Source organism: Thauera mechernichensis, assembly GCF_029588855.1.
GTDB classification, from domain to species: Bacteria; Pseudomonadota; Gammaproteobacteria; order Burkholderiales; family Rhodocyclaceae; genus Thauera; species Thauera mechernichensis.
The window spans coordinates 13,934-29,318 of sequence record NZ_JARQZE010000011.1; the positions used below are offsets into that span (position 1 = coordinate 13,934).

Here is a 15,385-nt window from a genome sequence, read left to right on the forward strand (position 1 = left end):
AGGCAAGACCGGTTGCGGACGACACCGGAAGCGAGTTCTCACCGAAGAGCGCAGTCGATGATCTCAACCCCAGCGGCACATCTGCATGCCGAAGGCGCCTGCGGGCATATGCGCGCTCGCACTGTCATTGGCGCTGAACAACCACGATACCGAAACTGCATGCTCCTCCCGAACCATTCACCTCGCAACATCCTTCTGGCCTCATGAGCGCCGCAAACTCGATCCGGGCCGGGATCAAGTGGCTGATCACTGGCAGCTTGGGTACGCAGATCCTGCAGTTCGCATTCGGGATCGCGCTTGCACGCCTGCTCGTCCCAGAGGACTTCGGCTTCATCGTCACGATCCAGATCTTTACCGGCTTCGTGGGACTCCTCAGTGGCGGGGGGATGGGACAGGCACTGGTCCAGTCGAAGGATGCGAGCGCGCGGGATTTCGATGTCGTATTCACGGCGCAGTTGGCGGTTGGCGCCCTCATCTTCATTGCGTTCTATTTCGCCGCCCCCTGGTTTGCCACCACCTTCGGCAACCCGTTGTACACGGACCTGGTGCGTGTCTCGGCAATCAGCTTCCTGTTGCGCCCCTTCGTCAATACGCGCGCGAGCGCACTGCATCGTGAGATGCGCTTCAAGGAGCGCTCCCTGATCGGCCTTGTGGTGGGCGTCCTCACGGGACTGGCGAGCATCTGGCTTGCCATTGTGGGTGCAGGTCCGTGGAGCCTGATCCTGTCGGGGATTCTGGGTAGCCTCATCACGCTTGTACTGCTTGACCGCGTCAGCGATCGTCGTCCGCAATTGAGCGTCGACATGGCAGTGGCAAGACGGCTGGGGGCTTATGGCATCAAGGTCTCCCTCAATGACCTTGCCTCGTACTTCACCAAGCAGGCGAGCAACGCCATTATCAGTCGCGTCTCAGGCCCTTCCGCGGTTGGCCTCTTCAACAAGGGCGAAAGCCTGGCCTGGCTGCCATTCTCGACCGTCAGCGGAGCGGTATACGAAGCCGTGTTTCGCGCGATGGCAAAGGCTCAGGACCGTCCGGACGAGGTCAGGTACCTCTTTTACCGCATGATCATGCTGATGGTCGTCTACACCCTGCCGATCTATATCGGCCTGGCCTGGATGGCCGAGCCCTTCATGCACTTCGTCTACGGCGAAAAATGGCTACCTTCGGCCGACCCCTTGCGCATCGTCTCCCTCGCCGGCCTGCTGATCTGTATTGGCCACCCCTGCGGCGCAGTCCTTGCCGCCATGAACCGCCTGGGCAGGGAAGTATGGATCCACGCGAGCCAGGGGCTGCTCGTGGCCGCGGCATGCTACTACGGGCTCCAGGCATGGGGTCTCGTCGGTGCAGCCTGGGGCATTTTTGCTGGGATCGCTTACTCGACCCCGGTCATGTACTACCTGGCCACGCGATGCTTCCAGAGCTCCTTCGCCCACCTTGTCAATGCGCTCGCACCGGGTCTGAAGCTCAATCTGCTGTTCCTCGGCATGCTCGCAGTGGGCCATGCCATCCTGCCTACCGGTTGGCGTGACACCCAGCCGGCCCTCTACATGCTGATTGTCGGAGGCTCCGCCGGGCTGGCCTACGCAGCGGCGTTCCTGTTCATTCCCCTCAACGCGCTTGCAGACGAGAGCCTGCGTTGGCGCCGAACTCTTCGCCTCGCGCGCTAAGGCATGATGAAGTCACTGGATCTCACCCAAGGTTTCGAGACCACCACAAGCGCTCCCACGGTGGCGCTACAAGGAGCCAGCCGCCACATCTGGTCATGTGATGGAATTGAGTTCGTGCGTGACGACTTCCCGCTCGACGGGGCGAGTTGCCTATTTGTACGCGCCCACCCTTCCGCCGGCGGCGACGAGTTCCGTATCTTTCTCGGTGGCAAGCACCTCCTGCGCCGCTGCGGCGGTGTTGGTGGCTGGCTGCTGGAACCGGAGGCTCAGGACAAAGCCGTATTCTGGCTACCGCGCCTGCCCGCATTGCGCACTCTGGACGGCTTCGGCCGTATCACGGCCGAAGCCGATGCCACGCTGACCGACTTCGTCATGAACGACAGTGGTGCTTCGGCGGCTTATCGGCTGCCGGACGAGCAGTCCCTGGATTTCGTCGTATGGCGACTGCAACCGTCGGCCGAGCACAGCGCAGACATGGAGTTCTGCACCGCGAGCACGCTCGAGCGCAAGCCGTTCTTCATCTACGCTTCGCACAGCGCCACACGGAGCGCTGCCGACTTCTACTCCCACCTGGTGCACGGCAAGGTGTATGGCGCATGCTGGGCTTGGCCAAAGAAGCTCAAGATCTGCGACGAACTCGACGCCCTCTCGCTTCACATGATCGCCTGCGCACTCGGGCACAGTACCGGCAAGCGGCTCTACCGCCTGCTACGACGCCAGATCGTCCTCGCCTTGCTCGCCAGGCAGGAGGCAGATGGCAGCTTTCGGCACGGTGAATGGACGGACGAGTACGAGAGTCACAACCGCCTGATCAACGGCGCCTTGCAGTTGCTGGCGAGCGAGTTCGAGATTGCCCCGGAACCAGCCATCGCCGATGCATTGAAACGGATCGCGAATTTCATATCCACACAGGTTGACCAGACCGCAGCCGGCCCATGGTTCCTGCACGACTCTCTCGAACAGTCCGAAGAGGGCATGCGGCACTACCCCCTGAACTGGGAGCGCGGACAATGGTTGGGCAAGTCGACTACCAACCTGCTCATCCTCAATACGCATCTCGACTGCATGCTCGCACTTGCGCGCCATGGCACGGTGTGCGACGACACGACTTACGCCGCGCTCTTCAAATCCGCCGAAGGCAGCCTGCGCACAGTGATGTCCGCACGCCCTGCCGAATGGCTGTTCCGCCGCCTGCTCTCGATCATCAAGCTGTCACTGCTGCCGAAAGCGGAACAGGCGCGCTTGCCTCTCGGCGCACGTGCGCTCAAGCGCTTCGGCTGGAAGTACGTGATCCCGCGCTGGCACCTCATCCGTCGCCGCTTTCCGCGCCTGGCGATGCCCGACGGATATATTGAGCGCAGCCTCGGCCAGGCTGATTTCGTACATCGCTACCATGGCGTACACCTGATGGATTTCGAGCGTTTGCTGGCATGCCCGGGGGTGGACGCAAAGGATCCGCAATGGACAGCGATCAGCGACGGGCTGGTTCATTTCGGCGTCACCAGCCGTGTCCCCCTGCTCTGGAAGGAAAGCGAAGCGAGCAAGGACTCCCTGGCATTCTGGGCCGAGGGGCTGTACCGTCGCTGCCTGCGCACGAATGCGGACAGCGACCACGCCTTGCTGGCTGACGCCGTACTGCACCTGCACGATGCCGGCCTCGGGCTGCCACCATCACTGCTTGGTGGCAACGGTGAGATCCTGCCGCCCCATCTCGTCACGCCCACGCCATCCGCCACGGACGAACGCCTGTGGGTGATCAACCTTGGCAATCGGGACGAAGCCAGCCTCCTCGTCGTCAATACGGCCACGACCGCCCTGACGATCGCCTTCGAGCGTGGGCCGGACAGCGGCGTATCCCTGCCTGAGCAAACAATCGCTGCTCGCAGCTGGGCACTCCTGCGCGCCTTGTCAGCGCCGACTGCCCGCACGATCGGCAGCACGGCCAACATCGCTCCCTCGAACCCATTCTTGACACCTCCCCAGCCCCAATGAGCAACGCACGCGCAATCGCCTTTCACTTGCCTCAGTACCACCCGACTCCCGAGAACGACGAGTGGTGGGGTAAGGGCTTCACCGAGTGGACGAACACGGCCAAGGCCAAGCCCCTTTACCCTGGGCATTACCAGCCGCACCTGCCTGCCGACCTCGGCTACTACGACCTGCGCCTGCCAGAGGCACGCCATGCCCAGGCCGAGCTCGCTCGCGCCTACGGCATCGAGGGCTTCTGCTACTACCACTACTGGTTTGGCGGACGACGCATCCTGGAGCGCCCGGTCAACGAGATCATCGCCAGTGGCGAGCCGGACCTCCCATTCTGTCTGTGCTGGGCCAACCACAGCTGGAGCAACATCTGGCAGGGCGTCGCCGACCGTATGCTGATCGAGCAGACCTATCCGGGCATGGAGGACCACCGCCGTCACTTCGAATGGCTCTTGGCGGCATTCAACGACCCGCGCTACATCCGCGTCGATGGCAAGCCGATGTTCCTGATCTACAACCCGCCGGATATCCCCGACGTCGCACAGGTGATGGACTACTGGCGCCAGCTCGCCGCACAGTCGGGCTTGCCCGGCCTGCACCTCGTAGCGGTCAACTACCTTGGCTCCCCGGTGGATCCGTCCAGCTTCGGCATGGACGCCTCGACCTGGCAACCGCTGCCGTCCAAGAGCGGCAGCATCCCATGGCGCTACCCCGCGCTCAAGGCGCGCATGCGCATGGCGCGCGGCAAGTACAAACTCACCGTCCTCGACTATGAGCGCATCATGAGCGGACTGACCCGCTCTCGCCTGCCTGACTTCGTCGAATATCCGACCGTGCTGCCCAACTGGGACAACACCCCGCGCTCCGGCCTGAACGGCCTGGTGTTGCATGGGTCGACACCGGCGTTGTTCAAGACCGTCCTGCGCCGCGGTGTCGACCTGGTGCAGGAATACCCGAGCGAACAGCGCATCGTGTTCATCAAGGCGTGGAACGAATGGGCTGAGGGCAACTATCTCGAACCCGACCAACGTTTCGGCCACGGCTACCTGAGTGTCGTCCGCGACGTCCTCACGGAGCAGCGCTGACGTGTGCGGCATCAACGGCATCTTCGCCTATCGCCCAAGCGCGGCTGCGGTAGACCGGGACGAGCTGCTGCGCGTGCGCGAAACGATGACCGCGCGCGGTCCCGACGGCGCTGGGGTTTGGATCGCCGACAACGGCCGGGTCGGACTCGCGCACCGGCGCCTGGCCATCATCGACCTCAGCCCTGCGGGCGCCCAGCCGATGCAGACCGCCGACGGCCTCACGGTCGTCAGCTTCAACGGCGAGATCTACAACTACCCTGAGCTACGCAGCGAGCTCGAGCGCGACGGCGTGCGTTTCGACTCACACTCGGACACCGAGGTATTGCTGCACCTTTACCGCCGCCAGGGTCCGGCGATGGTTGGGCGTCTGCGCGGCATGTTCGCCTTCGCGCTGTGGGATGCGCAGGCGCGCAGCTTGCTGCTCGCGCGCGACCCCCACGGCATCAAACCACTCTATTACGCCGACGACGGCGGTACGCTGCGCTTCGCATCGCAGGTCTCGGCCTTGCTGGCCGGCGATGGCATCGACAAGCGCCCCGAGCCAGCAGGGGCGGTCGGCATGCTGCTGTGGGGCTCCGTTCCGGAACCATTCACGCTCTACCGCGGAGTCCGTCTGCTACCGGCAGGCTCCACACTGCTCGTGACCGAGACGGGCGCCGCCGCGCCAGTGCGCTACTGGACCCTGTCTGCAGCCATGGAGCGATCGCTCGAAGCGGCGGCCTCGATCCCCCTTGGCAGCGAAACGGCCTTCATGCGCGAACAGCTCCTCGACAGCGTGCGTGCCCACTTGCTTGCCGATGTGCCAGTAGGGGCCTTCCTGTCCGCCGGGCTCGACTCCTCGACCCTGGTCGGCCTCGCCCGCGAGGCCTCATCTGCCCGCCTGCGCACGCTCACCTTGACCTTTGACGACCTGCAAGGCACACAACACGACGAGTGCCCGGCCGCGAGCCTGATCGCCCGCCACCTGGACGTCGACCACACCTGCATCGTGCTTTCAGCGGGCGAGCAAGAGGAAGAACTCGACCGCTTCTTCACCGCCATGGACCAACCGACCATCGACGGAATCAACACTTGGTTCGTCAGCCGTGCCGCGCAACAAGTGGGTCTCAAGGTTGCGCTGTCAGGGCTTGGTGGAGACGAACTACTGGGAGGCTACGCAAGCTTTACAGAGGTTCCAAGACTGCGCGCGAGCGCGCAAGGCAGCCCGTGGCGGCACGCCCCCAAGCTCTACCGCAGCATGCACCGCTTGCTCGGAGCCAGGCTAGGCTGGCCAGCCAATGCCGCGGGGATACCCGAATTCGGCACCACGCCCGAGGGGGCCTACCAACTGTCCAAGGGGGTCTTCATGCCCTGGGAGCTGGAGGGCATACTCGGCACGGACATTCTGCGCGAGGGTCTGCGCGCCCTCGCCGAACACGACGCCGCTTACGCCGAAGCACACACCGGCCTCAATGACTTCGGCCAGGTCGCCTGCCTGGAGTCGGTCCGCTACATGCGCAACCAGTTGCTGCGTGACACCGACTGGGTCAGCATGTCGCACTCGCTCGAGATCCGTGTGCCACTGGTCGACCATGTGCTCAGCGAGAGCCTGCTGGGCCTGGCTGCAAGCGGACGCCTCGGCCCGGGCAAGAGCGCGCTCCCGCGCACACTGTCCTGCGGTCTGCCCACCGAGATACTGAACCGCCCCAAGAGCGGCTTCGTCGTTCCCACCTGGCGTTGGCTGCGCCACCACCCCGGGCTGGACGCATGGAAGTCCGTCCCCGCACTCCGGCAAGCGCGCATGTCGGACAGCCGGCGCTGGGCCTTCACGCTGCTGAGCCGCCACCCGTCAGGCAAGGCACTGCTGCGCAACTGAGCCCTGAAACCGTTCACGCCCCTATTGTCCGCCCCCATGGAAACGACATCCGCTCCGCTCCCGTCCGCCGCCCGCGCCTGCATCAGCGTGGTCATGCCTTGCTACAACGCCGCGCCCTTCGTGCAGGAGGCGGTGGAGTGCGTGATGGGACAAACACACGGCAACGTCGAACTGATCGTGATCGACGACGGATCAACGGATGCGAGCAGGGAAATTCTTCAAGCGCTGGCAACGACTCATGGTCAGCGCATGCGGGTATTGGAGCAGAACCGCAAGGGCCCCTACCCCGCGCGCAACCTTGGCCTGCGCCAGGCCAAGGGAAGCCTGATCGCGTTTCTGGACGCCGACGACTACCTTAGCCCCGACTGCCTCGCAAAGCTTGCCGCCGCCCTCGACGAGGCTGCGGCGGACATCGCCTACTGCGGCTGGCAGAATGTCGGCGAAGGCGCTCCGGGGACGGCACCGCATGTTCCCCCCGACTACGCAAGTCTGGACACTGCGGCCGAGTTCCTGCGCACCTGCCCATGGCCGATCCACGCCGCACTCGTGCGCAGGGCCGCGATCGATGCGGTCGGCGGCTTCTCGGAGCGCTGCTTCTCGGCAATGGACTACGACCTCTGGCTCCGCCTCTATGCGCACACGCAGAAGATCGTGCGCGTACCCGAAGTGATGGCGTTCTACCGCTGGCACAGCGGCGGGCAGATCTCCAAGACGCGCTGGAAGCAGGTCCTCGACGCCCTGCGGGTGCGGCGCGACTTCATCGCTGCACACCCCGACCGTGTCTCCCACATCCCGGTGGCCAAACTCGCCGACCTCACCCAAGGCTACCTGCGCCGCGAGGCCTATCGCGCCTACTGGCGGCGCGACCTCGGCGACGCGCAGGCACTGTTCCGGGCGGCATGGAGTGAAGGCGCATGGCAAGCGAGCGACCTCAAGTACATCCTGCCTGCCGCCCTTCCTGCCCCGCTGTTTCGACATATCGTACGTCTTGCAGGAGGCAACTCTTGAGCGCGGATCCAACGCTTTATCTGATCTTCACGCACGAACGGCCGCGGCAGATCGTGCGCCTGGCACGCGCTATCCGGCAACTGAGCCCGAACGCACTGATCGCGATCCACCATGACCCAGGTGGCGAAGCGCTCGACCAGAGCATGTTCGAGGGCATCGCCGGGATCCACTTCATCCCTGATCCGGTGCGCGGCGAGTGGGGCGCCTTCTCGCAGGTGGAGCAATACCTGCATGGCTTGCGCTGGTGTGCCGCCAATCTCAACTTTGACTGGTGCTGCACGCTGACCGGACTCACATATCCCCTGCAGCCGCTCTCCGAGTTCGAGGCCTTTCTGCAGCGCTCGGAGTACGACGTCTTCATCCACCATTTCGATGCCTTCGATCCGGTGCAGTGGCCGCCGGGCACGGCCGAGCGCCGTTATCTGTTCGCCTACTATCGGCTGCCACGCTTTCCCTACATGCACCGCGTACCACAAACCCTCCAGCGGCTGCTCGAACGTAGCCGGGAGGTCTTCAACAAAGCCCAGCCGCTGTTCCGCATCATTCCCCTGCCACGCAGAGCCCCGACCCGTTTCGGCATCCGCAGGCTGAAGCGCCCGATAGGCAAGGACTTCCTGCTGTGCGGGGGGCGGCAGACTCTCAACCTCAACCGGCGCGCCCTCATGCGCACCCTGGAATTCGTCGACGCCCATCCGGAGTGGACGCAATACTCGCGCAGGGCGTTGCATCCGGACGAATCGTTCTTCGTTTCGATCCTGGCCAACGACAAGGAACTGCGCATCTGCAATGACGTGCTGCGCTACATCAAATGGCCTAAGCTGCATGCTGCCAGCGGCGCCACGATCGACACCGACGAGGTCGAACAAGCACTGCGCTCGGGCGCACCGTTCGGGCTCAAGTTCGATGAGCTCGCAGCACCCGATGCACTCGCCGTGATCGATGCCCGCCTCGGCATCGCTCCAGACTCCAACCCCGCACATCCCCCATGCTGAACACGACCATGACGTCCCCCGCCCAACGCGTCCCGGTCCTGATGTACCACCGCATCGGCGCCGCACATAACGACTGGGAGCGCAAGTATTGCGTGAGCCCGGAGACCTTCGCTGCGCAAATGGAGGCGCTTGCACGCGCCGGATGGAAGGCGGTCTCGATAGAGGACTTCTTTGCCTGGCTGGACGGCACGCGCGACCTCCCGCAGGGGGCGTTCCTGCTCACTTTCGACGACGGTTTCGCCGGCGTGCATGAGCACGCGGCCCCGGTGCTGCGCAGGCTCGAATGGCCGGCAACGGTGTTCCTCGTCAGCGGCCTGATCGGCGAACGCGACGCCTGGTGCGAGAAACACAACCCGGACGGCCATACCTACCCGCTGATGGATCGCGAACAGATCCTCGCGCTGCGCGCTCAGGGCTTCAGTTTCCACTCCCATACGCGCGACCATGCCGACCTTCCAACACTCGACGACGGCGCCTTGCAGGCCCAACTCGCCGGTGCCCGCCACGACCTGGAAACGCTGCTCGGCGAGCCGGTCGACTACCTTGCCTACCCGTATGGGCGCTACGACGAGCGCGTGCTGGAGCAGGCGCAACGTGCCGGCTACCGTGCTGCGTTTTCAGTTCAGCCCGGATTCAACCGTCCCGACGTCCATCGCTTCCGTCTCCGCCGACTCGACGTGTTCGGCACCGACACGCCAGCGATGCTGTGCCGCAAGATCACACTCGGCAGCAACGATGGCCGCCTCATCGCTGCATGGCGTTACAACGCCGACAGGGTCCTGGCCCGGCTCGGCATTCGACACTGACCCGCGATCATGCACCCTTCCCTCCCCTTCATCACGGTCGCGCTGTGCACCCATAACCATGCGGACCGCCTGGAGCGCACGCTCAAGACCCTCGCCGAGCTGCATCCTACCGAGCAGCCATGGGAAATGCTCGTCATCGACAATGGCAGCACGGACGGCACACCGTTGCTTCTCGCAGACAACGGCTGGCATCCTGCCGGTATCGCTGTGCGGGTCGTGCGCGAAGAGCGCCTCGGGCTCTCGAACGCGCGCAATCGGGCACTGCGCGAGGCACGCGGTGAATACCTGCTGTTCATGGACGACGACGAAACCCCCGACCCGGACTGGCTGTGCGCCTACGAACGCGCAATGCAGGAGTGGCGGCCGGATGCACTCGGCGGCCGCATAGAGGTGTTCTTCGAGGACGGCGTGCGCCCGCCTTGGCTGCAGGACGAGTTGCTCGGCTTCCTCGGCAAGCTCGACCATGGCGCGGCGCGCTGGCTGGATGCTCCCGGCACACCGATCTTCGGCGGCAATTTCGCCTTCCGTCGCAGCGTGTTTGGCACCATCGGAGACTTTGACGCCCGTCTCGGGCGCATGGGCAAGGCAAACATCGGCGGCGAGGACACCGAGATCTACCGCCGCCTGCTGGCACACGGCTGCCGGGTGCGCTGGGTGCCGGAGGCGATCATTCACCACCGCATCCAGACGCCCAAGCTGCGCCGCGGCTACTTCCTCGACCTGCATTTCCGCCAGGGGCGCAGCGAAGGCGCGGCCAAGCGCGGAAGCGGCCGGCGCATCCCCCCCCCTTACCTGTTCGCCCAATGGCTGCGTGCAGTCGGTCGCGCAGTCGGGCGCAGGCTGGGCTCAGGCGCTGACCAATCGCTGCGGCTCGAGATGAACGCAGCCTATTTCTGCGGCTTCCTTCTCGGCTGGATACGCGACCGCGGCTGAGTCGTCACCCCCGCCCACCCCGTACACCTGATCGAACCTGCCCCGATGCCCTCACTCAGGCTTCCCCACCTGCACAAACTGCTCGACCCCGAGATCCGCGCCAAGAACGTGCAATGGCTGCGCTGGCGTGCCAGGGAGCATTACTACGCGCTCGCACACCCGGACATGCCCGATCCGGTCTTCGTAATCGGCTGCTCGCGCTCGGGCACCACCATCACCTTCGAGACGCTCGCGGCGGGCGGGCACTTCCTGCACTTCGACTATGAGCTGCCGCAGTTCTGGAACGGACTCTACGGGCCGAATAACAACGGCTGGATCTCGGAGGCGGCAGGCCCCGAGCAGGCCGACCCCGAGCACCGCCAACGTGCGCTCGCCTACTTCTACGCCCGCCTCGGTGCCGGCCCGGTGCTCGACAAGACCTGCATCAACACGCTGCGCGTGGGCTACCTGCACAAGCTCTTCCCGCAGGCAAGGTTCGTGTTCATCCACCGTGACGGGCGCGACAACATCAGCTCGATGATCGACGGCTGGCGCCTGGGCCGCAGCGACGGAGGTTTCGGCCTGGAGAAGTTCTTCGGCCCCTCACCCGTGCCTGTAGCGATCAATGATGGAGAGTTCAGCGAATGGCATTTCTTCCTCCCGCCCGGCTGGCGTGACTACAACCAGGCCAGCCTCGAGGAGGTTTGCGCATTCCAGTGGCTCAGTGCCAACCGGCTCGCCCTCGATGCGGCACGCGACGTGCCGGCTGCGCAGTGGGTACAGGTGCGCTACGAGGATATCTTCGAGCACCCGGTCGAGATGTTCCGCTCCGTGTTCGAGCGCCTGGACCTGCCCTTCGATGCACGCATGCAAGCGCATTGCGCCAACCTCTCCGGGCGTCCGACGAGCATCGTGAAGGGTGCGCCGAAGAGGCAGAAGTGGAAGGAGAGCAACCCTCGGGCGATCGAGCGCATCCTGCCGACCATCGCTCCACTCATGTGCGAACTGGGCTATGCAATCGACGACTGAACCGACGGTCAGCGTCGTCATCCCTGCCTTCAATGCGGCGTGGTGCATCCGGCACGCGATCGACAGCGTGCTGGCGCAGAGCTTCCCGGACTTCGAGTTGATCGTCGTCGACGACGGCAGCACCGACGACACGTCCGAGATCCTGCGCAGCTACGGCGATGCGCTGCTTGTCGTATCACAGCCGAACGGCGGCATGAGCAGTGCGCGCAATGCCGGCATCCGCAACGCACGCGGACGCTACCTCGCCTTCCTTGATGCGGACGATCGCTGGTTGCCAGCCAAGCTCGAGCGCCAGGTCGCGCTACTGGACAACCGGCCCGAACTTGCGTTCTGCGCGGCCACCGCAACCCTCGAGGCTCCCGACGGTCAGGTGGTCGGCGCCTGGGCCTGCCAGGGCAATGGCACCGCCTCGGTCACCGAGGTCTTCGCCGCCCACGCGCTGATTGCTGGCGGCGCCTCATCGGTGCTGGCGCGGCGCGAACTCGTACAAGCGCTCGGCGGCTTCGACGAGACCCTGTTCGGTGCGGAGGATACAGACCTGTGGATCCGCCTCGCTGCACGTGGCGGCTTTGCATGCATTCCCGAAGCCCTGGTGGTGGTCCTCAAGCGTCCGGGCAGCGTCAGCCGGAACCGCAGGCGAATGCGCGCGGGCGCACTGGCGATGACGCGCAAGAACCGCCACCTCCTGCCGGCCAACAAGCGCGGCGCCTACTGGCGCGCACTCTACGCAGGCACCTTGTGCGACTACGCCAAGTGGGCGTGCCGCGAGGGAGATCGTGGCGCAGCACTCGCCGATCTTGCACGCGCCCTCATGCTCGCCCCCCTGAGCCATGGGAGACTGGTGGCGGGGATCACCCTGGCCTTGATCACCGGAGCGAGACTGTGAAACCTGAACGCCCCGCGCCGAACACCCTCACCATCCTGATCTGCACCCACAACAGGGTGGATCTGCTCTCTCGCGTCATCGCATCGCTGGATGGCGCAGCACAGCCCGCGGGATGGCGGATCCGCCTGTTCGTGGTCGCCAACGCCTGCTCTGATGGCACGCATGCGTTTCTGACGGCTCGCGGCGCACACCCCGACGGCGGCCTGCCGCTCACCTGGGTCGCGGAGCCTACGCCAGGCAAGTCTCACGCGCTGAACCGTGCGCTCCCTCTGCTCGAGGACGAACTGGTGGCCTTTGTGGACGACGACCACCGGGTGGACGCGAGCTATCTGGAGGCGATCACCGGAGCAGCAAGCAGTTGGCCGGAGGCCGACCTCTTCTGTGGCCGTATCGTCCCCGACTGGGACGGCACCGAGCCCGCCTGGGTGCACGACGAGGGCCCCTACCGAATCTACCCGTTACCCGTACCGCGCTACGACCAGGGCCAGGATGACTTCGCAATCGATGTCGACGGCCCCATCCCCGGCGGAGGCAATCTGGTCGCACGCCTGGCGGTGATCGCACGGACTGGCCCGTTCGCAATCGAACTCGGCCCTACCGGGCACGACCTTGGCGGCTCGGAGGACGCAGACTGGATCCTGCGCGCACTGCGCAACGGTACGCGTCTGCATTACGTGCCCGCAATCCTCCAGTACCACTATGTGGACAGCGAGCGGCTGACCCTCTCGTATGTGGCGCGCAAGGGTTTCCAGCGTTCGCAGTCGGTCACGCGCGTCCGTGCGGAATTCGAACGCGTACCGCGCTACATGTGGCGCAAGGCCGCAGGCTACGCCGCCGGTCTCGCGCTGTCGTGGCGTCTGCAGGCACGCCGCTTCTACTTGGTCCGGCTGTCGTCCGCGCTGGGCGAGATCTCGGGCATCCGCGACCAGCACCGGCGGCGGCGCAAACGGGCGGCGCTGCCGATGCTCGGTGCCGAATACCTGTCGGCCAGCCTGTTGGCGATCGCCGCCACCGCGCTCGCCCTGGCGGCGATGCTGGGGCGGGACTGGCTGGGCGAGGCTGCATTCGCATCCGGACTCGTTGGTGCCTTCACTGCAGCGCTGCTCGTGGTCAAGTCGGTGCGCGATTTCTCGCGCACCGGCCCCGGGCTGCGCGACGAGATCGTCAACCGCTACCGCAACTACATCGTCTTCGCGCTCGCACGCCTGGCATTTGCGTCACTTTGTGTTGCGGCATTCTGGGCTTTCCCCGGCGCGGCGCTCTGGATCAGCGCGGCCGAAGCCATGGGGCGCGAACCGCCACTGTGGTCGACCGCAGCCGGGGGCGCGCTGACCCTTGCGCTCGCGACAGTGTATGCCGGCTGCCGGGCACTTTCGCTGAACCCAGGGCTGGTCATCGCGTCCTGGCAGTACCGCACCGTGCGCATCCATCGCCTGTGGCGAGCACTGTCCCGCCGCGGCCTGGACCTGATCGCCCGCATCGTGCTGTTTTCCGGCATCGCCTTGGTAAGCGCGCTTGCCGTGCTGCGCTACCACCAGGACAGTGCGGCCGACGCCGGCACCCTGCTGCTCGCCGCATGCGGCTACATCGCACTTCTGCTCTATGCAATCTGGGAGCCGGACGGCGCTCACGCGCGCACGACGGCGTCAAGCGGGCGACGAAACGTGGTGATGATCGGCAGCGACACCCTGCGTGCAGACCGCATCGGCGCACAGCGCGACGGAGTCTCGATCACGCCCCACATCGACGCGCTCGCCGCACAGGGGGCGCTGTTCAGCGCCTGTTACGTTCCCTGCGCCCGCACCGCCCCCAGCCTGATCTCCCTGTTCACGGGGACCTGGCCCCACCACCATGGCGTACGCGACAACTATGTTACGGAGGCAGAGACGCGACTCAAGGACAAGACACTGCCCAACGTGTTGCGAGCCCTCGGATATCGCACCGCGGCGGTCTCGGATTGGTGCGGGGCCGACCTGGGCAAGTTCGACTTCGGCTTCGACATCACGGACCTGCCCGCCGACCAATGGAACCTGAAGTATCTGGTCCGCCAGGGTCCAAAGGACATTCGACTGTTTCTGTCACTGTTCCTGCACAACCGCCTCGGCCGTCAGTTGCTTCCCGAGATCCACTACCTTGGCGGCGTTCCCCAGACCGGCATGCTCGGCCGCCGTGCGCGCCGCACTCTGACGAGGCTTGCCAACACCAGCGAACCCTTCCTGCTCAACATCTTCTACTCCACCACCCACCCGCCGTTCGCGTCCGAGCACCCCTACTACACGCGGTTCTCCGACCCAGCCTATTCCGGCGCATCGAAATTTGCCATGGCTCGCCTGACCGAGCCGTTCGAGATCATCCGCCGTCAGGGCGAACCTCGTGAGGAGTTCGACCTCGACCAGATCCTCGACCTCTATGACGGTTGCGTCGCACAGTTCGACGACGAGGTCGGACGTCTGATGCGACAGATCGAGGCCAGCGGGCTCGCCGAGAACACCGTCATCGTCCTCTACAGTGACCACGGCATGGAGTTCTTCGAGCATGGCACCTGGGGACAGGGCAACTCGGCGCTCGGCGACTTCAGTGCGCGAGTACCGCTGGTCGTCGTTGACACCAAGCAAGCGCGTGGGCAGCGCATCGACCAGGTCGTACGCAGCGTCGACATCATGCCAACCCTGCTCGAACTGCTCGACGCGCCCTCCGTTGGCTGCGATGGCGTCTCGCTCGTGCCGACCATCGCCGACCCGGCCACTGACCTGCACCTGAAGGCGTTCAACGAGACCGGGATATGGATTGCGCCTGTACCTGGGCTCCCCGAAGGCCATCTCAGCTACCCTAACCTGCTCGAACTACTCGACATTCCCGACCCCGACTCGGGTAGCCTCGCCATCCGGGCGCACTACCAGCAAGAGGTCGTGGTGGCAAAGGACCGCATGGTACGCGACGGCCCCTGGAAACTCGTCTACCAGCCGCTGGAGTCCGGTCGCAAGCTCAGCCTCTACAACGTCGCAGCCGACCCGGGATGCACGAGTGACGTGGCGGCGAAGTATCCCGAGGAAGTCGTGCGGCTTTGGGGCGAACTGCACGCCTGGATGGCAAACGACCCGGCCCTTCGGGAAGATCAACGCCTGGAGTTGGATCCTGCCGAAGCGGGCTGAGAGCAGGCTCGGG

11 protein-coding genes are annotated in these 15,385 nt (G+C 65.1%); all 11 read left to right on the top strand.

The window, feature by feature from the left end; genetic code table 11:
* The first annotated feature begins 203 nt into the window (after positions 1-203).
* Positions 204-1,667: a lipopolysaccharide biosynthesis protein gene (locus P7F68_RS14150; RefSeq protein ID WP_002936213.1), complete on the top strand. Its 1,464-nt coding sequence runs from the start codon at positions 204-206 to the stop codon at positions 1,665-1,667.
* Positions 1,668-1,670: 3 nt separating this feature from the next.
* On the top strand, positions 1,671-3,659 hold the full coding sequence (locus P7F68_RS14155) for a hypothetical protein (RefSeq protein ID WP_277834078.1): 1,989 nt from the start codon (positions 1,671-1,673) through the stop codon (positions 3,657-3,659).
* Positions 3,656-4,732 carry a glycosyltransferase WbsX family protein gene (locus P7F68_RS14160; protein WP_002936218.1) on the top strand — a complete coding sequence of 359 codons (1,077 nt, stop codon included), beginning with the start codon at positions 3,656-3,658 and terminating at the stop codon, positions 4,730-4,732. Before P7F68_RS14155 ends, P7F68_RS14160 begins: the two co-directional genes overlap by 4 nt.
* Position 4,733: 1 nt before the next feature.
* Positions 4,734-6,587 (top strand): asparagine synthase (glutamine-hydrolyzing), encoded by a 1,854-nt coding sequence (gene asnB / locus P7F68_RS14165; RefSeq protein WP_277834081.1) that lies wholly within the window; start codon positions 4,734-4,736, stop codon positions 6,585-6,587.
* A gap of 93 nt (positions 6,588-6,680) precedes the next feature.
* A complete protein-coding gene (locus tag P7F68_RS14170; protein WP_002936223.1) occupies positions 6,681-7,595 on the top strand; it encodes a glycosyltransferase in 915 nt (304 codons plus the stop codon).
* The gene (locus P7F68_RS14175) at positions 7,592-8,587 is read left to right on the top strand and encodes a hypothetical protein (protein WP_002936225.1); all 996 of its coding nucleotides are present in this window, start codon (positions 7,592-7,594) and stop codon (positions 8,585-8,587) included. The genes P7F68_RS14170 and P7F68_RS14175 overlap by 4 nt, the downstream gene beginning before the upstream one ends.
* Positions 8,581-9,393 carry a polysaccharide deacetylase family protein gene (locus tag P7F68_RS14180; RefSeq protein ID WP_002936227.1) on the top strand — a complete coding sequence of 271 codons (813 nt, stop codon included), beginning with the start codon at positions 8,581-8,583 and terminating at the stop codon, positions 9,391-9,393. The genes P7F68_RS14175 and P7F68_RS14180 overlap by 7 nt, the downstream gene beginning before the upstream one ends.
* A gap of 9 nt (positions 9,394-9,402) precedes the next feature.
* Entirely contained in the window at positions 9,403-10,326 is a 924-nt protein-coding gene (locus tag P7F68_RS14185; RefSeq protein WP_277834086.1) for a glycosyltransferase family 2 protein, read from the top strand.
* Between the two features lie 45 nt (positions 10,327-10,371).
* Complete coding sequence (locus P7F68_RS14190; protein ID WP_002926851.1) at positions 10,372-11,334, top strand: sulfotransferase family protein; 963 nt, start codon at positions 10,372-10,374, stop codon at positions 11,332-11,334.
* Positions 11,318-12,220 carry a glycosyltransferase family 2 protein gene (locus tag P7F68_RS14195; RefSeq protein WP_277834089.1) on the top strand — a complete coding sequence of 301 codons (903 nt, stop codon included), beginning with the start codon at positions 11,318-11,320 and terminating at the stop codon, positions 12,218-12,220. Before P7F68_RS14190 ends, P7F68_RS14195 begins: the two co-directional genes overlap by 17 nt.
* Positions 12,217-15,372, top strand: coding sequence for a sulfatase-like hydrolase/transferase (locus P7F68_RS14200; protein WP_002936230.1), 3,156 nt, complete (start codon positions 12,217-12,219; stop codon positions 15,370-15,372). Before P7F68_RS14195 ends, P7F68_RS14200 begins: the two co-directional genes overlap by 4 nt.
* Positions 15,373-15,385 lie beyond the last annotated feature (13 nt).